Raw genomic sequence first — 17,947 nt, 5'->3', positions numbered from 1 at the left:
ATCGGCTTTTTACTGGACGGCGTTTCTTCCTTTTTGGCTGGCAAAATAAACATGTTTCCGAGCGCGCATAACGTCTCCTAAAGGCTTGTGCTCCAAGAGAGCTTCCCAAGGATCGAAGATCGCCTGCTCCACATTCTTTTGGAATTCTTCCCAAGCAGGGGAGCTCCAGTCCTGACCGGAGATCGTGAGCTTTGCTACGGTAACGTACGGAGCTTCCGATTCGGGCCAATTCACGGATGCGTCTTCGATCGGAGTTACGTTTTCCGACACGAAGAATTGGACCTGGAAGTCGTAACTTAGAGAGCCTTGCTGTAAATGGAGTTTCATTTCGTTTCCCCAATCCGAGGAAGAACCGTTGTTCCCCGAGCGATTTTGGGAAGGAACAAGCCTGACTCTTCCGGCGTACGGTCCCCATGAGATCGGCGCCGCACTGTAGAATTTTTCCGTTGCGAATCCGGAAAACGGTTTGTTAAACGCAGCGGCCGTTTTTTTGATTTTGGAGAGAGCTCCGAAAAACCCGTATCTTCCGACGAGATATTTCAATAAGGACAATCCTCCGTCCGCAACGGCGGTCACCAAGCCAACGAACTCTTCGCTCTTAGGAGAGGAGAACGCTTCCAGATTGATCAGTAAAAAATCTTGGGCTTTTACGTTGCCCGATTGCAAGGCTCCGGGACCTTCCACTCCCTTCACTTTTATGGCAAAACCTCGGATGTCCCCTTTCGAGTCCGATTGGATCTGCATGCTTCCGTTGGAAAGTCGGATCCAGCTTTCGAATTTTCCGGGCTTGCGGAAGATTCCCTGTTTCGCGTACTCCGGGATCTGGGATAAGACTTCGAATTCCGCTTTGAGCCCTAGAAGTTGTTTCCTATGGAGGATTCTGCCTTTGCCGAAGAGCTTGGAATTCTTTTCCTGGATCGCCCGGAATTTTTCCACATAACCCGCAAATCTCTGTTCCTCATCCGCGGCGATTTCCTCTTTCCAATCGGTGCTTGGCGGCTTCATGCTTTCTCTCCCGGAACCTTTTTAAAAGTTCCTACCAATTGGGCAGAGTAGCGTTTTTCCGGAAGACGGGAAACAAAATATTTGGAAGCCCGAAACGATCCTCGATACGTTTCCGGCCGCGACTTTCGGCCCGGGCAGTTGCCCTCATCCAACACGATCTCTTTTTAAGCTCCGTAAACTTCCGATCCGATCGGCGTGTGGGACGAGCCCTCCGCATCACTTCGAAGAAAAACCCTCCGCCATTTGGATCCGCTCCAAAGTGGTGGGGTGGGAATGTTCTAACAACACTTCCCACCGATATGGATTTAATCTGGACCGATTGTCTTTGGCCAGTTTTTTCTCCGCTTCCACAAACGCTTCTTTGTCCTTTGTTAAAACGAGCGCTTCCCAATCCGCCTGGGTTTCCTGGATTCTACTCAGAGTATTCCAAACCGGCTTCGTCACCGTACCGACTAAGGAAAGAACCAAAAAAAGAAAGGGCAGGCTGGACGGAGAATAGAACTCTTTCAAAGGAAGACGGTTTTCCTCCTTGGTTTTTCGGAAAAGAAAGGCCAAAACGAAACAGAGCAAAAAGGTTTCCGCAGTGCCGATCAGGATGTCCTTGGTCTGGTGGTTGTGTACCCAATGGCCGATCTCGTGACCCAAAACGCTGATCACTTCCGCTTCCGTATGTTTTTGGATCAGAGTGTCGTATAGGAAGATTTTCCGATTTGCACCCCAGCCGGTAAAATAAGCGTTCGTGTGTCCGGAATACTTGCTTTCGTTGATCACGTAAACGTCGGAGACCTGGATCTCCGCTTTACGACAAAGATCCACGATTTTCGACTTTAGGCTACCTTCCTCGATCGGATGGGTTTCGTAAAATAGGGGAGTAATGAAGATCGGAAAGAGAACCGAAAACGCCAGGCCCAGAACCAAGGACCCCGCCGTGATGATGTACTTCCAAGAAGAAGTAAATTTTCTTAATATGAAAATGGAACCTAACCCCAGAGGCAAGGAGATGGCGGTCCCGACGAACAGGGACTTAGTCGTGTACAAAATCCAATCCTGCAAGGTCATAGTCGAGAAACCGAAACGATGTTCCAACACGTAACCGAAATAATAATGGAAAGGCAAACCGATCAAAAATTTGAAGAACCCTAAAGCCAAAAGGAATAAGGCGGCGGCAAAATAGAACCTTTGTCCCGTTTTCCTCAAAAGGAAGTCCTCTATTTTGAGGGAAAGCGGCGTGAATACCAAAAGCCCCGTCAGAAAAAAATCGATCCAATCCGAGACCATAGAGGCGAAAAAGCCTCTGCGATCGTATTCGATTCCCTTCTGCAAGTCTTCTTCCGTAAAATACTTTAAAATTGCTTCATGCGTTTCGGTGGACGTGTCCCCTAAAAAGGAGAGGTATTTCAGGAGGATCGCGAAGCAGAATTGGAGAAGGTAAACGAATAAAAAAGAATTACGAATCGACATGGATAAAAAGAAACCTACTAGGGCCACGCAAGCATTGCCAGAAGAAGGAACAGGTCAATCACAATTCACGTACCGTATTCTAGCCTAACGAAGGAAAACGGCGATCGTTATGCCTCTCCGGAATCGATCCGGAAAATCGATTGCTTTTCTCCGCTCGAAAGACGAAAATTGGGGAATGTGCGATTCGTACAGGCTTCCGTCCGACGCGGACCAAATCGTCTCTCAATTCCGGATCGAGAACGAAACGGCGGAAATCGGAGAGAAGTTCAGAATGGACCGGGAAGTCTTTCCCGGAGATATCGCCCCAGTCTTGATCCTCCAATCCGAGGAAAGGGTCCTGAAGAATTACAAATGGGGAGTCTGGAACAGCAAAACCCAAAAATACGAAACCGTCGCCAGGATCGAAAGTTTCAAAACTTCTCCGTTATGGAAGGACGCGATCAAAAGTTCCCGCTGTCTCATCCCTGCCAGTTCCTTTTCCGAATGGAAAACCCTCTCCGAAACGGAAAGAATCAACGTCGAGATCAATCATAAATCCACGGAGCTCTTCGCGTTTGCGGGACTGCATGTGCATTATCATGAAGGAGGTCAAATCATACCGGGGTTTGCGATCATCACCGTACCTGCCTCCTTGGAAATGACTCCCGTCGGAGAAAGACAACCCGGAGTGATCACCCAAGAGGATTACTCATCCTGGCTGGACGGAGCTGCGGATCCGATATCGTTGGTCCGGAGCGAGCGCGGCATCGTATTCGAGATCAAAAAGGACCCTTCCACCGAAGCCGAGGATTTGAGTTCCGGCTAACTCGGGTCCTGGCTCTTATCGAAGAACCGCCTCCTTTCGTTCCAGCTTCAAGACGGATAAGTAAACGACTACTGCCAGGCAAACCCCTGCGGAAGAAAGGAAGAGAGTCTTCGGACCTAAGGAAAACCAAACGACACCCGCTATGGAACTGGCGAGAAGCGAGGCGATACTGTTCCACCCCGCAAAGCTTCCGATGGCCGTCGCTGCGTCGCTAGGATCGGTGATATTCGTGATCAGCGCCTTAGAGATCCCTTCCGTAGTCGCCGAATAGAATCCATAAAGAATAAATAATGCATAAAACGTTTCCCTGTTCGTCGCAAACGCCATACCGAAGTAGACCCCGCTGAAAAGAAACAAACCCGTCGCCAAGACTCGTTTTAACCCGAATCGGTCGGAAAGGATTCCTACCGGAAAAGAAGCAAGCGCGTAGGTCAGGTTATAGAGAATGTACATCCAGATCACTTCGGTATCTTCCAGCCCTCTGCTCTTCGCAAACATGAGTAAAAAAACGTCCGAACTGTTGATCACTCCGAAAACCAATAAACCCGCAGCCAATCTGCGATAAGCGATCGGACTTTTTTTCCAGTATCCCACAAAACCGAAGAAGTCCGCCTTTTGCGGGGAAGGAGGTTTCTCCTTCTCCTTTAAGAATCGGGACGCGATCACTGCCGCAAGTCCGGGAAAGAGTGCGATATAAAAAAGAAGAACATAACGTTCCGGATAAAAGTGCAAAAAGCAAAGCGCCAAAAAAGGTCCGATCACCGCGCCTAAAGTGTCCATGGACCGATGAAAACCGAAAACCGCCCCCTTAGTCTCTGGAGTCGCCTCTTCGGATAACAACGCGTCCCGTGCGCCTGTTCGGAGACCCTTTCCGAACCGGTCGAGGGTCCTTGCGGAAAAGACCCAAGCCGGATTCGAAAAAATCCCCATCATGGGTTTAGATAAGGCGCTGAATAGGTATCCCCATTGCACAAAAGGCACCCTTTTGGCATTTGTGTCGGAAAGTTTTCCAAAATATCCTTTGCTAAGCCCCGACACCGCCTCCGCAACTCCTTCCAGGAAGCCGATGAGAAGGACGGAAAAACCGATACTTTTCAGATACAAAGGTAGGATGGGATAGAGCATTTCGCTTGCCACATCCGTAAATAAGCTAACTAAAGATAGGATCCAAATCGATTTGGTGATGACTTTCATGCGAACACTCGTAATGATTACCGACTTTCGGAGAACCTTTCGAAAATACGAAAAACCGATTCGACGGAAACCCACCAGTACGAAAGAGTATGGAAGAAAGGAAAGCGGTTTTTAGAGTAGGTGCCCTGTTGAAAGGCTGCTATTTATGATGGACGAGAAAGAGAAAGGCAAGGATCCAACCGAGACTGATTCTCTAAAGGGGACCGAGTTCTTGTACAAGACTCTGGCGAAGAATTTCCCCAACGGAGCGATCGCCATCTTTGACGAAGACCTGCGTTATCACCTCATCGACGGCGCCGGCCTTGCGGAGGTCGGGTTATCTTCCGAGGAAATGACCGGCAAAACCATCTGGGAAGTGTTTCCTAAGGAAACCTGCGATATCATAGAACCCTATTATCGGGCCGTTTTAATAGGGGAATCCGTGGAGGCCGAAGTACCGTTCCGTAACAATATATTCAAAGTTCATCATATTCCGATTTTTGGAGAGGATGGTGCGGTGATGTTCGGAATGGTGATGACTCAGAACATCACCGAAAAGAAAAGACAAGAGGCCGCCCTTCGCGAAAGCGAATACAGATACAGGGAAATATTCGAAAAGACTTCCGACTGTATGTTTCTCCTGGAAGTCTTCCCGGAAAACCGCTTTCGGATTTTGGACTTCAATCCTGCGGAAGAAAAAGCGACCGGAATGAAAATCGAGGACGTCAGGGGGAAGTTCATCGACGAACTCGTCCCTCCGGATGTGGCGGTTAAACTCGCCGAGAATTACCGGAAGTGCGTGGATGAGGAAGTTCCCATCGGTTACGACGAGGTTTTGGAATTCGATTCTATATTACGTTCTTTTCATACTGTGCTGATCCCGCTCAGGGACGAAGCCGGCGCGATTACGAAGATCGTGGGAGTCGCCCGCGACCTTACCGAAATAAAGCACCAAGAGGAGTTGATCCAAAAAAGCGAACGACACCTACGCAGAATCATAGACGGTCTCGGCCCTTATATGTTCGTGGGGCTGGTCCGACCCGATGGAACCGTAGTGGAGGCGAATCAAACCGCGTTAACGCTCGCAGGATTAAAGCCTGAGGATGTGGTCGGCAAAAAATTCGAGGAGACCTATTATTGGTCTTATTCCCTGGACGTGCAACGGAAACTCAGGGAAGCGATCGATACCGCCGCCTCCGGAAAATCCGTCCGATACGATATCCAGTCCAGAATTTCGGACTGGGAATTCATGTCCTTGGATTTTTCCATACAACCGATTTTGGACGAGAAAGGGAAGGTGGAATACCTCATCCCTTCCGGCGTGGTCATCACGGAGAGAAAGCTGGTCGAAAACGCGCTAAGGGAATCCCAGAGAATGTACAAAGAGTTGATGGAGAACATCAACGACGTTATCTTTTCCTTGGACACCCGAGGTCGAATCACGTTCATCAGTCCCGCAGTTCGTTCCGTCATCGGATACCAACCGGAGGAATTGATCGGAAAGATCTTTGAGGAATTCGTATTCGAAGAGGATCGGGAAAGCGCTTCCCGTTCCTTTAAGAGGGCCCTCGCAGGAAGCAGGCAATTGTCGGAATACAGGATGAATACCAAGGACGGAAGGCAGATTTGGGTGCAGACTTCCGGACGTCCTTTGTCCCGAGAAGGAAAGACCATCGGGGTGGCGGGGATCGCCACCGATATCACGCAACGGAGACACCTGGAACAACAGCTATTCCAGTCCCAAAAACTGGAAAGTCTGGGGACTCTAGCGGGGGGACTCGCCCACGATTTTAATAACCTCCTGGGAATCATTCTCGGCAACTTATCCATATTGGAAAAAAATTCCGGGGATGCCGGACGGATCACCCGAAGCGTCGAGACGATCGGAAGAGCCGTCGACAGAGGGGCAGCACTCGTCCGTCAGCTCCTGACCTTCGCGCGCAAATCCGATCTGTCCTTTCAGGCAATCCGAATCGAAACGATCGTACAGGAGATCCTTCCCTTGATGCGGGAAACGTTTCCCAAATGGATTTCCGTGGAGACGAAAATCGATCCAAACCTACCTGCCGTGATCGCCGATCGCACGCAAATCCAACAGGTACTCCTGAACCTTTGCTTGAACAGTAGGGATGCGATGCCCGAAGGAGGAGACCTGGTGATCCATATCGGAGCGGTTTCCGGAGACCTCGTCCGAACCATGTTCCCGAAGGCGGAAGCGGAGGAATACGTGAGAATCCTGGTATCCGATACGGGAATCGGAATGGATGAGGAAACCCAGAATCGGATTTTCGAGCCTTTCTTTACGACCAAACAATCCGGAGCGGGGAGCGGGCTGGGATTGGCCATGGTCTACGGAATCGTGGAGCGGCACGGAGGACATATCTCAGTCGAGAGCGCTCCGGAATCCGGAGCGACTTTTCAGATCTTTCTGCCCGCCGGCCTCCGCGAAGTGCAGGAAGAAGCGAGAGAACTTGGAATAGCGGAGGATCCGATCGGAGGAAACGAAACCGTACTGATCGTAGAAGACGAGGAGATGCTTCGGGAAACGATCAAGATTCTTTTGGAGGAAAAAGGATATACGGTTCTCGTGGCAAAGGACGGAAAAACCGCCTTGGAAATCTATTCGGAAAAGTGGAAGGAAATCTCTCTCGTGCTTTCCGACGTCGGACTTCCAGAGTTGTCGGGGGATCGGATCTTTTTCGAGTTGCGTAAAATCAATCCGAAGCTTCAAGTCATCCTCTTCAGCGGGTTTCTGGAACCGGATCGCAAAGTGGAACTCCTAAAGGCGGGAGTGTACGACATACTTCAAAAACCTTACAAGGCCAACGAAATATTGGCGAAGATCAGGGGCGCTCTGGATCGAACGGAGCCGTAGAAGATCCGATACGGAAAGAAATTCCGAGGCGAAGGAATCGGACTCGAGTATTCGGGATCCGATTCGGTTCGTCTTATAACTTTAGGCACAATGAAATAGGGGCAATGGACAGACGACATGGATAAAAGGGAATCCTGGAAAGTACGGTGGAAAATAACGATCGGAATGGAAGTGATGACTTCCGTTTTGGCCGTGCCTTTGGCGGTGCTCTTCATCATCGCGGCCGGGGCTTACGACTTCGGGAAATCTTTGGCATTGATCATCTGTGCGGCGATTTCCCTATTCACATCTTTCGTGGTTCCCACTGTGCGTTTTCTCTATCTAGGACGAGTCTTCCGATCTCTGGAAACGGAACAATGGACCAAATTGAACGCTGTCGGGAAATCGGCGGTCAAAGAGAAACTCCTGAATTTTCCTTTGTACAATACGATATTTTACGTCGTGCAATGGAGTTACGGAATTTTTTCGGCCTGGGAATACATGCATTACTTCTTTCGGCCCACCTTTTTGGAATCCCTGCCTTTCGCTTTCCTTCCCGCAATCATCTATCCCATATTGGGAGTTTCCCATTTCTTCATGACGGAATCCATCTTATCCCAAGTCCTGGAATCGGACCAACTCATCGGAATTCAGGTCCGGGAACCCAGCGTCAGAAAGGTTCCGATTTTCGCGAGGATCTTCGCCACCATCGTCGCGATCTCCCTGATGCCGGTCATTATTTTCGGATATCTGCTGTTCGAGGAAACGGCGGGTTGGGTCAAATTGGGGAATATCACCGTTCCTCTCCTTCTCACAGGATTCTTCATGTTGGTCACCGTGGCGGTCGCGTCCTACCTTCTCGCGGTCAGCATCCGTAAAAACTCGGGAAATATGGTGAATATTTTCGGAGGCATGTCCAACGGGGATCTGGTTTCCGAATTGCCGATGATTTCGACGGACGAGCTGGGACGTAGCGGTAAAGCGTTAAACGAATTCATCAAGCGTCTCCGCATCATCGTAAAAAGCGTCATACGGGAAGCGGACCGGCTTTCCGAGAGCTCCAAAAAACTGGAGGAGAACACCAAGGAGTTATCCCGAAAGATGCAGGACCAAGCGGCCTCGACGGAACAGATGAGTGCGGGAGTGGAGGAAATCGCCGCTTCCATCACTTCCACGGCGGCTCGTGCGGACGGTCAGGCGGAGATCGCCAAAAAAGCGACGGAGTCCTTGGCAGAATTGGAAGGCCGCATCCGGCAGGTGCATCTTGCGTTATCCGAAACCAAAGCGGATGCCGATCGAATGAAGGCCGAAACATCCAAGGGAACTCATGCCTTACAGGGTACGACCCGCGCGATGGCGGAAATAGAGGAAAGCACCACTCGAATGGGAAGCACTGTGAATGTGATCCATGAGATCACCGATCGAATCGGTCTACTTTCCTTGAATGCGGCCATAGAGGCGGCGAGAGCTGGAGAAGCAGGGAAGGGGTTTGCCGTAGTCGCGCAGGAAATCTCCAAGTTGGGCGAACAAACCCAGGAAAACGCCAAGAGGATCCGTTCCGCCATTAAGGATGCATTGAGCGCGACTCAGAGCGGTAGAGAAGTGATAGAATCCACCCAGGTCGTATTCGAAAAAATAGGGTATACCGTCACCACCACCTTGAACCGGGTTTCGGAAGTCGCGGAGTTATCCGACTACCAACTTTCCGCCAGCGCAGCAGTCCGTTCCGCCTTCGGGGATTTGACCCGTTCAGCGGAGGAAATCAGAAATCATACCCAGGAACAGGCCCAAACTTCGGGGGAATTCTCCAAGACGATCGTGGCGATTTCGGAAACGACGGAACTCCTGAATCGTGTGGTCGAGGAAATAGATTCGTTGGCGGAAAGACTCGCGACCCAATCCACTGCACTCAAAGGGGACGTCGCGTTTTTTCAAACGTAATCGGGACGGAGGAAATTACTGGAAGCGATCGAAGTCGTTTTCCAAAATTTCCCCGAAACATTCCGCGTCGTAAAAATTGTCCCTCTCCAGGATTTGGCAGGCTGCAGCCCACTTCGAAACGAAGTACATCGTATCCACGCCGGTCGGTTCGATTTGGGAGGAAAGTGAATTCGATTCTGTTTGAATACTCATGGGACCGCCTGCGAACCTTTCTAGGAACGTTTCAATAATAGACGTCGGATTTTACTTCGACATCCGAAATCAGTCCGCATAAATTTCCGATTTTGGAAAAAAAAGAGAAATTATAAAACGATAATACACAATCTTGTAGGTTCTAATGACAACGGATTAGGCTTTCCGGAATAGAATGAGACAAAACCCGTTTAATCGGGCTTGAGTCCTTTGTTCATGAGTCGGACGATTTCCCGGATCGTAGCTTTGATCTCGTTTTCCGGGACTTTGTATACGATCTGCGCCATAAAACCCAACGCGAAGGTGAGGGAAGAGATGCCGAACGCGACGGATTTCAAATCCACCTTGGAATCGATCTCTCCCGCCTTTTTGAATTTCTCGAGTTCCTGCACCATTTCCGGGATCGCTTTTTCGTAGATCTTGGCCTGTATGATCTTACTTACGTCGGAATCCAGAATGATTCTACTCACTGCGACCTTCATAAAGTCGGAATAGTTCCTAAATTCGTCGCAGCGAGCGCTGATGGAATCCTCTAAGGCCTCGTCCAAATGAGTGTAATCCTTAGGCAGGTTTTTTTTACGTAAAAGAGTATTCCCGTCGTCGTCCAACTCTTCCGCTCTAGTGAGAATGGATTCCAGCAATCCTTTTTTCCCGCCGAAATAGCGCATGATCAAGGCTTCGTTCGCTCCAGCCAAACTGGCTATATCTTTGGTCGTCGCCGCATCGTATCCTTTTTGGGCAAAAACTTGAATCGCCGCTTTCATCAGAGCGTTTTCCGTCCCCATTCGATCCCTTTTTTTCGGATCCGACCGGAGAGAGGAGGGAGCCGGAATTTTCCGGATCTTTTTTTTGGTCTTCTTTTTCGCGGGTTTTGCCATGAACGCTTCCAGAGAATTGTATCCCGACCGACGACTAATCAGCCAAGCGGATTTTTATTTTCGATTTGGTTTTCGCGCTTGCTCGCGCTTTCAGGGATAGAAAAAATGTAAAATGTAAGTAATCAATTACATAGTAGACGAGACGCATGTTGGAAAACCGACTCAATTTTTCGGAAAGTTCGCAGGAACTCCCCGAAACGCAACGCATTCCCCATAAAAACGAGTTCTTCTCCTTTTGGTCGAAAGTAGGGGACAAAACGTTTCTCTCCCTTCTCCTTTTGATCGGAATTATAGTGTTACTTCCCGGTTTGGGCAGCAGCCAAATTCTGACCCAAGGCGATGAAGAAATGCATATTGCGACCATACGCGAAAGCTTATCCGAGTCTTCCTATTTGTTTCCGAAGTTCGAAGGGGTAATGAATTTGTACAAACCCCCCGCTCTTTTTTGGTCGGGGATGCTTTCCGACTCCCTATTGGGGACCAGCATATTTGCCGAAAGATTCCCTTCTTTGCTCCTTTTTTTGGGGACCTCCCTTTTTCTGTATTTCGGGTTGAGGACGGCCAGGGCTAAACCCTTCGTCGCCTTCTTTATTTCGGGAAGTTTTCTTTTCACTCTCGGTACTTTTAAGTTTTCCAGGTTAGTGATGATGGAGAGCTTTTTGGTCTTCTTTCTCGCGGCCACGACCTCCTTATTCCTGAAATACCGCGTTTCCGGAAAACGGATTTGGTTACTTGCGGCGGGACTTCTCTCCGGATCGGCCTTTCTGGTAAAGGGTCCGGTGTTCCAGGTCTACTCCGGGATCGTTCTGGCCTCCCTTTCCTGCACTAGCATATTCGTAAGGAACGGGGTTCGGGGATGGACCGGACGCAGACGAATCTGGAAAGAAATTGTGAATCATGTTTTATTTCACGCGTCCTCCCTTGCGATCCCTTTCGTATGGGTACTCAGTCTTCTCCTTTTCTCCGAAGCGGGAAGAGCCTTCCTGAATTTCTTTTTCGTAACGGAAAATCTGGGCAAGTATTCGAGTGCGACCGCCAACCAGCAGGAATGGATCCTTCCAGTAGGCTGGCTCTTGTACAGCCTTCCCTTTTCTTTTCTACTGATTTTTGCGAATGGACTGGTTCTGGCTTCCAAGCCCAAGAACGCCGTGCAAGTATACGGTAAGGCATTCGCCTGGGCCTCGGTGGCTATTCTACTCGTCCACCTGACTCCGAACCGGAAGGATTACTATTACGCGTTGCCGATTCTTCCTTTGGCGTTTTTAGGAGCGGGTGTTTTCTTTTCGCGGACAAACGCTTCCTCCTGGAAGAAACCTCTGTACTACAATCTGATCTTCCTTTTAGGATTCTGGACGGTTCTCGCCCTAGTCAAAACGACCGCGCAGAAATTGACGGAAGGTTCCTTCGTACCCGATTTTCTTCTGGCATTGTTCCTAGTAGGAATTCTGACTTCGCTCGTTTTAGGAGTCTTTCGAAAAGCGGAGATCCCTTCCGTTTTCGCTCTGGGAAATCTGATCGTAGCCGGTTCCTTGATGGCGTATGTGCAATTTTCCTTGATTCCTAGCTTGAGTCTGCCCGATCTTCCGGAGGGCGGATCCGTGTGGAATGCCCGACAGGTCTGCGTGATTTCCGAGAACCCTTGGACGGCCCTTACTTATAGGAACGCGCTTGCCGGAGCGGAGATCGCCCACTCCATCCCCGGTTCGGAAAGGAACTGCGTGGATGGACAACGAGCGGTCTTGGATTACGTTACGAACTGGGAGCCCAAAGTGGATTACAAATTGGTGCAATCCTGGCCGATCCGTAAGAGGGATCTTTCTTGGAAAGAGTTCGTCGGCCCGGGCCACGGCTTGGAATTCGTCCGTCTTTACGAGCCGACCGGCGAATCTAAGAATTCGGAGGTCAAATGATCTCCACTAGATTGTTTCGGTATCTTCCTATTTTGCTTCTAGGCGCCGTCGTGGGGGTTTTCATCGCGATAAAATACGCGAAACTCCCCGGAACCTCCGGAACGGGAGAATGGGAAGGAAAGGAAATCTGTTTAGAATATTGTGATTCTCTAACAAAGTGTACGAAGGAAGCCGTACCGTTGGCCACCGAAGACCAACTCTACAAAATGGAAAATTCCTGCCTTAGAGGTTGCAGAAAGCATTTCGATAAAATGCAGGTGTGCTTGGTACCCGAGAAGATGAATTCCTGCACGCATCTCACTTCCTGTCTTTTTCAGGAGATGAAGAAATATTATTGAGTATCTTGAGGGACGTCGGCTGAAACTCGGATTCAGCCTTTCCAGTAGCGATTCACTTTCTTGACGTAATCCTTGGTCTCCTTATACGGAGGGATTCCTTTGTATTTTTCCACGGCTCCCGGTCCCGCATTGTATGCGGCTAAAGCAAGGTCGGTGTTTCCGAATTTCCGCACCAGGTCCCCCAGAAATTTCGTTCCTCCCGCGATATTTTCGGCGGGATCCAAAGGATCTTCCACGCCTAGGAGTTCCGCAGTGCTAGGCATCAGTTGCATGAGTCCCTGCGCCCCCTTGGAGGAAACCGCATCCGTTTGAAAGCCGGATTCGGCGCGGATCACGGACTTTACCAGGTTCGGATCCAACCCGTTGATTTCGGCCTGTTGTCGGATAAAACCGGAAAGCCCTAGATTCTCCCAATCCCCTTTCAGATTTTCTCGAGAAGACGCTGCCTCTTTCTGGCGGTCCAGCAGCTCCGAAAAAGGTTCCGACGCGTCGGACCTGTTTTCCTCTTTGGGCTTAGAAGTTGCCTCTCGGGGAGAGAACTTTTCCGGAATGGATCTGATTTCCTCGATTCTACCTAGAATGGTTTGAAAGGCGGCTAAATCCGTAAGTTTCATTCGAACCTCCATGGGACGATCAGTCGGGAGCTACTTTATTATGTCTCTCGGCGGATTTTGGGGACTTCTGAAGCCTTTTTTGAGTCTTTTGTGGTTCGGAACAAAAGGGATTGTTGAAAAAAGAAGAATAGATGGAAGGATAGGCCGGTGATTGAAATCGAAATCGTCACTACGCCGAGGTTGACGGCCTTTCCCGTTTTTCTAGCTTTTAGCAGGGGATATTTTGAGGAGGAAGGGGTAAAGGTCCGAGTCAGGGTACTGAAAAGTTACGAGGCGGTCTTTGCCCATCTCCGGGAAGGTAGGGCCGAGGGAGGGGAAGTTCCTTTCACCGCTTGGCTGGACCAACAATTACGCAGGACGTCCCCGAGTTGGACGTTTTATCGGGGAGTGATCCTTTCCTCCCTTGTCCATGGATTTTACTCCGCGTCCTACATGGAAGCGGAAGCGATCCGGGATTCCTATCATAGTTTTCTTCCTATACTTCACCCTCTCTCTCTGGATCGATTCATCGCCGAGGAATTCTTCCGCTCGGAAAACTACCATAGGCGGAAACCGGTCCCTTATATAGTTACTCGGCCGACTCTGTTGGTGAACGAATTCATACGCGCGGAATGTCTTGGGGTCGCGGCGTCCTTGCAGGAAATCCCTTTCTTAGGGGAAAAAGGATATTGTCTCACGGTAGGAAACGAGGTCCCGCCGTACTATCTCCCTACGAACATGTTGGTTTTTACGGGAAGGTTTGCCTCCAAATTTCCGGAAGAAGCGAATTCCGTGTCCCGTGCGATCCGGAAAGCCACGGAGGATTTGGCGAACCATGTGGCGTACGAAGGGGATTCCTACGTTTCTGATTGGGTGGGTCCCTGTCCGTGGAAACCGCCGGAATTGGACGGCTTTTATACTCGTTCGATGCCCGAGCTGGGTAAGATCCTTTCCGGAACTCCTTCCTTGGAAGATGTCCGCTTTGTGGTGGATATCTACCGCAAAACTTTTTCCAGGAACGATAAGGCGGCCGACCTTTTGGACGAAGCTGCCCGCAGCGTGGCCGACGATCCTTTTCCGAAGTTCCCGTCCGCGTTCCGGTTCAAAAAAACCGAACTCCATCTGGACTATTACTCCAATCTTCCTCCGCTCCGGAGACAGAATCCTAAGGAATTATCCAAATCCCCGGTCAGGAACATCGTCACCGAGCTGAAAGATTTGGCGCTAAGCTTACTCTCGGGAAGAAGGGAACTTTCCTTGGATACCACCTCCGTACCGACCGGACCTTACCTGTTCATACGATCCGCGATGAATACCGTATTAGATTATTTGAATCAAGAATTGCGCGATATGGAGGAGAAAAACAAGAGACTCACGGAAGACAACTATCTGCTCGAGACTCGACTAGATATCAGCGACCTGAAAAGGCAGACTACGGAAGAGCGTTATCGTTATATGTTCGAGTTCGCCACGGACGCAATGATTATCGCCAACGCCGACACGAGGACGATCGTGGACGCCAACCGGAAATTCCGCGAGATCTCCGGATATCTCGCTTCGGAAATCAGAAATACCAGACTGGCAAGAATCCTCCCCGATATATTGGAGCAGAGCGAATTCAAGACACCTCTAGGCAAGGAACAGCACATGACCTTCATTCCCGAGACAAAGCTGATCCTGAAGGACGGTACCAAATTCAGAGTCGGTCTCAGCGTTACCGGGTTTAGCGCCGAGACGAAACGATTTTATCAGATACAGGTAAGCGACAATGCGCTGATTTTGGAATCCGAACGGATCAAACACGAGTTCATATCGAATATCTCCCACGAACTCAGGTCTCCGATGACGAATATTCAGGGTTATTTCGACCTTCTCCTTTCGGACCCTGTCCTCACTCTGAATGAAGAGCAAAAAGAGATGGCGGACGTGATCCGTAAGAATGTCAGAAGGCTCAACTTTCTGATAGAAAACCTTTTGCAATTGGAAAAGAAAGAAGCCCAAAGCACGGAAGAAATGGCCGAAATCTTCGACCCGGCCACGGTGATCGAAGAAGTGCTGTACATCAATTCCCCTCCCGCCGTGGAAAAGGGATTGGAAGTGGTCACGAATCTTTCGAAGGGACTTCGCGTTAGAGGGGTCCGATTCGAATTTTCCCAGATCGTCACGAATCTATTCGTCAACGCAGTCAAGTATACGGAAAAAGGAAACGTGGAAGTCACTTTGCAGAAGATCTCTCCCGGCAAAGCGGAACTCCGCATCATCGACACCGGAGTCGGAATCGATCCTAAGTACAAGGAATTGATCTTCGAAAGATTTTTCCGGGTTCCGGACCAAAGAAATCGGACCGTAGGAGGAACGGGGCTGGGCTTATCCATAAGCAGGGTGCTGATCAATAAGATCGGAGGAGAGGTCTTTGTGGAACCCAATCTGAAAGGTGGGAGCATCTTTCGAGTCGTCCTACCGCTTCATATCGCATGAATCGACGTATTCTTTTTCTAACTCTGATCGCTTTCTGTGTTCCGGCTCTCGTCTATCTCGGTTTTTTCTGGATTCCTGCCGAAGCCAAAAAGGAAGATTCCGTCCTGCAAGGAGGTCTTTCCCGACGAACCGTGTCTTCCGGAGAAGGTTCTCTCTTCGATCGATCTTCCGACTTCATGCGCTTCGCAGAACCGACGGAGGAAATCGAACATGACGATACCACTGCAAAGGAAGGAACTTCCTCGGAATCCGACCGGAAAGAGGAAGAAAGGGCGAAATTGCTCGAGCAATCTTACGAAAGATTCAAACCTTTGGCGGCTCGTTTTCCGAACAATCGCATGATACCGAAAAGACTGTCGCAGGAAGAGACTGCAAAACGTCGAGAAGAGGAGATTCGATATGATTCCATCCAGAGCGATTTGTTGGAAAAAAGGGAAGTCTTAAAGGAAGATTTGAGCTTTTATCTCGACCAGAAGTTAAAGCGCTCGGACGATATGCTGGAGATTCTGAAATACGGCTTGGAATCGGCTCAAAAATCCGTACCGAGCGCGACGGAACCGAATGCGGAATATCTCAAGATTGTCCGGGAGCGTATCGAGAATATCGAAAAGAATCGATCGGAGGTCCTATCTGCGAAGAAGAATCTCGAGGACCCTTAAGAAACTCTAACGTCTGGTTTTGCCTTTTTTCTTTCCGGAGGAGAGTTTCTTTTTTTGAAGGGGCTTTTTGCCTCTCGGAAGTTTCATTTCGGAAAGTAGGGTAGCCAATGCGAGGAGTTCTTCCAGGCCGAAGAGTTCCAATAACGGAAGAACCTTGGAAAAACCGATCTTCTTCAACAACTGCAGCGCATTCTTAGTGCCGAATTCCTTTAAGAGCAACGGAATCTCGATCACTCCTCGTTTTTTGACCCAAGTGGCGCATTCTTCAGGGCTTAAGGCCTTCGCTAACGGAATAAAATCCTTGGATGGTAAGGATTTGGCCAAGTCCAAAAACGCTTCCAGGCCGACCGAGTTCAGATAGTCCAAGGATTCCCGGGACCCTAAGCCTTGAAGAATTTCCACAATCGCCTTGGAACCTAACGCTTGGTTGATCCGTTTCACGTCTTCCGCAGGGAGGGCGTGAGCAAGTACCGTTAATTCCGATAAACCTAGATGTTTTACGAAAAAGACCAGATCTGCAGGATCGGATTCCCCGATCAATCGGACCAGAGTGGGCTCGGAAATGGATTGGATCAGCGAGACGATTTCCTTTTCCGTGAGATGCTGGCTCAGATATAACAGCTTTTTGTGATCCACCTTTTCGGAGATGGAAAACAGAGCCTCGTATCCTAGATTTCGGAACAATTGAAACGACTTTTGAGGACCTAGCTTGTCTAGGTATTCCAAAGCGTTTTGGATTGTGGAAATCACCTTTTTCAATTCAGGATGTCTCCCAGTATATCCTCGATCAAAGGAGTAAGGTCCCGTTTTTTATGGACTTCCCTCAGATTATGGGCGACGTCCGAAGTAACTTTACTTACCCAAAGCTCCAACTCGGTGGCGGAGAGTCCCAGGAATTCCCGGACAATTTCCTTACGGTATCGATTCAGTAAGGTATCCCTTCCGGTACCGTACAGATTTTCCAGAGAGGCTTGTATCTTCGGATCGGAAGCCAACGCTCTTCGGAGTCGGTCCGCTTTTGGACCGATCTTGCCCCCGTCCACTCGTCCCATTTCCGTAAACGCGGTTTTGAACAGCAGACGTAATGTGTTTCGAAGAGCGGATTGCACCTCTTCCGCTCCGCCGCCCAAGGAAACGAAATCGGCGATCCGTTCCGTAAACGCGGGGAGTAGCGAAGAAAGAAATTGGGAAACCTGTTTTTCCAAACCCGCAGCTTGGAAGACTCCGTGAAGAGGGTTGATCTTTTTGTGGAATTCGGTAAGTACCTTCTCGAGTCCTTGTGATAAGATGTCCTGTATCTCGGGTAAATTCAGGATTCCTAAAATTAGGTTTTTAGAAGGCGCGGCTTGCGTGCCCGCGATCAGTTCCACCAAGGCTTCGCGGCTTTCTTCGGACAGAAAATCGTCCAGAGAAGAATGGGGAAGGGCTTTTTCGATCGGAAATTCTTCCGACAACACCTTGATTTTTTCCTCGGGAAGCCGGAGAAGGCCGATAGCGGAAGGGGAGATCCGCACGTTCTCAGGCAACAATTCCTCGAGAGTGGAATCGAAAAGGAAAAAGAGACTCCGCCCTAAAGTCCGCTCCATCCTTCCGGGTTCGGTCAACCAAGACGAGACCCTGGATTTTCTGGATCGAAAGAAACCGATTTTGAATGCCAATC

General features: G+C 49.6%; 15 protein-coding genes. 7 read left to right on the top strand and 8 right to left on the bottom strand.

Translation table 11 applies throughout. The features are described 5' to 3' along the window. Nucleotides 1-9: 9 nt before the first annotated feature. Together EHO60_RS13545 and EHO60_RS13540 are read right to left on the bottom strand one after the other, a co-directional pair. Nucleotides 10-1,005, bottom strand: a complete 996-nt coding sequence (locus EHO60_RS13545) for a catalase family protein (protein WP_135768722.1) — start codon at nt 1,003-1,005, stop codon at nt 10-12. 216 nt (nt 1,006-1,221) lie between these two features. After that, nucleotides 1,222-2,466: a M48 family metallopeptidase gene (locus EHO60_RS13540; protein ID WP_135768721.1), complete on the bottom strand. Its 1,245-nt coding sequence runs from the start codon at nt 2,464-2,466 to the stop codon at nt 1,222-1,224. Nucleotides 2,467-2,575: 109 nt separating this feature from the next. On the opposite strand from EHO60_RS13540, the gene EHO60_RS13535 reads away from it, so the two are divergent. After that, nucleotides 2,576-3,271, top strand: coding sequence for an SOS response-associated peptidase (locus tag EHO60_RS13535; RefSeq protein WP_246028316.1), 696 nt, complete (start codon nt 2,576-2,578; stop codon nt 3,269-3,271). Nucleotides 3,272-3,286: 15 nt separating this feature from the next. Here the strand turns inward: EHO60_RS13535 and EHO60_RS13530 are convergent, their stop codons facing one another. Next, the gene (locus EHO60_RS13530) at nt 3,287-4,465 is read right to left on the bottom strand and encodes an MFS transporter (RefSeq protein ID WP_135768720.1); all 1,179 of its coding nucleotides are present in this window, start codon (nt 4,463-4,465) and stop codon (nt 3,287-3,289) included. Nucleotides 4,466-4,610: 145 nt separating this feature from the next. Here EHO60_RS13530 and EHO60_RS13525 point away from each other — a divergent pair, with 145 nt between their 5' ends. Both EHO60_RS13525 and EHO60_RS13520 read left to right on the top strand, forming a co-directional pair. Then, nucleotides 4,611-7,319: a hybrid sensor histidine kinase/response regulator gene (locus EHO60_RS13525; protein ID WP_135768719.1), complete on the top strand. Its 2,709-nt coding sequence runs from the start codon at nt 4,611-4,613 to the stop codon at nt 7,317-7,319. A 117-nt stretch (nt 7,320-7,436) separates the two neighbouring features. Then, nucleotides 7,437-9,239 carry a methyl-accepting chemotaxis protein gene (locus EHO60_RS13520; protein ID WP_135768718.1) on the top strand — a complete coding sequence of 601 codons (1,803 nt, stop codon included), beginning with the start codon at nt 7,437-7,439 and terminating at the stop codon, nt 9,237-9,239. 15 nt (nt 9,240-9,254) lie between these two features. Here EHO60_RS13520 and EHO60_RS17155 read toward each other — a convergent pair whose 3' ends face one another. Both EHO60_RS17155 and EHO60_RS13515 read right to left on the bottom strand, forming a co-directional pair. Then, nucleotides 9,255-9,431: a hypothetical protein gene (locus EHO60_RS17155; protein ID WP_167880224.1), complete on the bottom strand. Its 177-nt coding sequence runs from the start codon at nt 9,429-9,431 to the stop codon at nt 9,255-9,257. A gap of 191 nt (nt 9,432-9,622) precedes the next feature. Then, entirely contained in the window at nt 9,623-10,309 is a 687-nt protein-coding gene (locus tag EHO60_RS13515; RefSeq protein ID WP_135768717.1) for a TetR/AcrR family transcriptional regulator, read from the bottom strand. Between the two features lie 146 nt (nt 10,310-10,455). Here EHO60_RS13515 and EHO60_RS13510 point away from each other — a divergent pair, with 146 nt between their 5' ends. Further along, on the top strand, nt 10,456-12,219 hold the full coding sequence (locus EHO60_RS13510; RefSeq protein ID WP_135768716.1) for an ArnT family glycosyltransferase: 1,764 nt from the start codon (nt 10,456-10,458) through the stop codon (nt 12,217-12,219). Continuing rightward, nucleotides 12,216-12,557: a Cys-rich protein gene (locus EHO60_RS13505; protein ID WP_135768715.1), complete on the top strand. Its 342-nt coding sequence runs from the start codon at nt 12,216-12,218 to the stop codon at nt 12,555-12,557. Before EHO60_RS13510 ends, EHO60_RS13505 begins: the two co-directional genes overlap by 4 nt. A 32-nt stretch (nt 12,558-12,589) precedes the next feature. Here EHO60_RS13505 and EHO60_RS13500 read toward each other — a convergent pair whose 3' ends face one another. After that, nucleotides 12,590-13,171, bottom strand: coding sequence for a lytic transglycosylase domain-containing protein (locus EHO60_RS13500; protein ID WP_135768714.1), 582 nt, complete (start codon nt 13,169-13,171; stop codon nt 12,590-12,592). 147 nt (nt 13,172-13,318) lie between these two features. On the opposite strand from EHO60_RS13500, the gene EHO60_RS13495 reads away from it, so the two are divergent. Together EHO60_RS13495 and EHO60_RS13490 are read left to right on the top strand one after the other, a co-directional pair. After that, on the top strand, nt 13,319-15,628 hold the full coding sequence (locus EHO60_RS13495) for a sensor histidine kinase (RefSeq protein WP_135768713.1): 2,310 nt from the start codon (nt 13,319-13,321) through the stop codon (nt 15,626-15,628). Further along, nucleotides 15,625-16,287, top strand: coding sequence for an LIC_20245 family lipoprotein (locus EHO60_RS13490; RefSeq protein WP_135768712.1), 663 nt, complete (start codon nt 15,625-15,627; stop codon nt 16,285-16,287). The genes EHO60_RS13495 and EHO60_RS13490 overlap by 4 nt, the downstream gene beginning before the upstream one ends. Before the next feature lie 6 nt (nt 16,288-16,293). Here EHO60_RS13490 and EHO60_RS13485 read toward each other — a convergent pair whose 3' ends face one another. Both EHO60_RS13485 and EHO60_RS13480 read right to left on the bottom strand, forming a co-directional pair. Continuing rightward, nucleotides 16,294-17,037, bottom strand: coding sequence for a hypothetical protein (locus EHO60_RS13485; RefSeq protein ID WP_246028320.1), 744 nt, complete (start codon nt 17,035-17,037; stop codon nt 16,294-16,296). Between the two features lie 5 nt (nt 17,038-17,042). Then, nucleotides 17,043-17,945 carry a DUF445 domain-containing protein gene (locus EHO60_RS13480; RefSeq protein WP_135768710.1) on the bottom strand — a complete coding sequence of 301 codons (903 nt, stop codon included), beginning with the start codon at nt 17,943-17,945 and terminating at the stop codon, nt 17,043-17,045. Between the last annotated feature and the right edge of the window lie 2 nt (nt 17,946-17,947).

Source organism: Leptospira fletcheri, assembly GCF_004769195.1.
Classification (GTDB): Bacteria; Spirochaetota; Leptospiria; order Leptospirales; family Leptospiraceae; genus Leptospira_B; species Leptospira_B fletcheri.
The sequence above is the reverse complement of the archived record's forward strand: the minus strand, read 5'-3'. Positions and strand labels throughout refer to the sequence as shown.

What these genes read in the sequence shown, in the direction of transcription:
- EHO60_RS13545 (WP_135768722.1), bottom strand. Translation starts at nt 1,005, where the DNA reads ATGAAGCCGCCAAGCACCGATTGGAAAGAGGAAATCGCCGCGGATGAG.
- EHO60_RS13540 (WP_135768721.1), bottom strand. Translation starts at nt 2,466, where the DNA reads ATGTCGATTCGTAATTCTTTTTTATTCGTTTACCTTCTCCAATTCTGC.
- EHO60_RS13535 (WP_246028316.1), top strand. Translation starts at nt 2,576, where the DNA reads ATGCCTCTCCGGAATCGATCCGGAAAATCGATTGCTTTTCTCCGCTCG.
- EHO60_RS13530 (WP_135768720.1), bottom strand. Translation starts at nt 4,465, where the DNA reads ATGAAAGTCATCACCAAATCGATTTGGATCCTATCTTTAGTTAGCTTA.
- EHO60_RS13525 (WP_135768719.1), top strand. Translation starts at nt 4,611, where the DNA reads ATGATGGACGAGAAAGAGAAAGGCAAGGATCCAACCGAGACTGATTCT.
- EHO60_RS13520 (WP_135768718.1), top strand. Translation starts at nt 7,437, where the DNA reads ATGGATAAAAGGGAATCCTGGAAAGTACGGTGGAAAATAACGATCGGA.
- EHO60_RS17155 (WP_167880224.1), bottom strand. Translation starts at nt 9,431, where the DNA reads ATGAGTATTCAAACAGAATCGAATTCACTTTCCTCCCAAATCGAACCG.
- EHO60_RS13515 (WP_135768717.1), bottom strand. Translation starts at nt 10,309, where the DNA reads ATGGCAAAACCCGCGAAAAAGAAGACCAAAAAAAAGATCCGGAAAATT.
- EHO60_RS13510 (WP_135768716.1), top strand. Translation starts at nt 10,456, where the DNA reads ATGTTGGAAAACCGACTCAATTTTTCGGAAAGTTCGCAGGAACTCCCC.
- EHO60_RS13505 (WP_135768715.1), top strand. Translation starts at nt 12,216, where the DNA reads ATGATCTCCACTAGATTGTTTCGGTATCTTCCTATTTTGCTTCTAGGC.
- EHO60_RS13500 (WP_135768714.1), bottom strand. Translation starts at nt 13,171, where the DNA reads ATGAAACTTACGGATTTAGCCGCCTTTCAAACCATTCTAGGTAGAATC.
- EHO60_RS13490 (WP_135768712.1), top strand. Translation starts at nt 15,625, where the DNA reads ATGAATCGACGTATTCTTTTTCTAACTCTGATCGCTTTCTGTGTTCCG.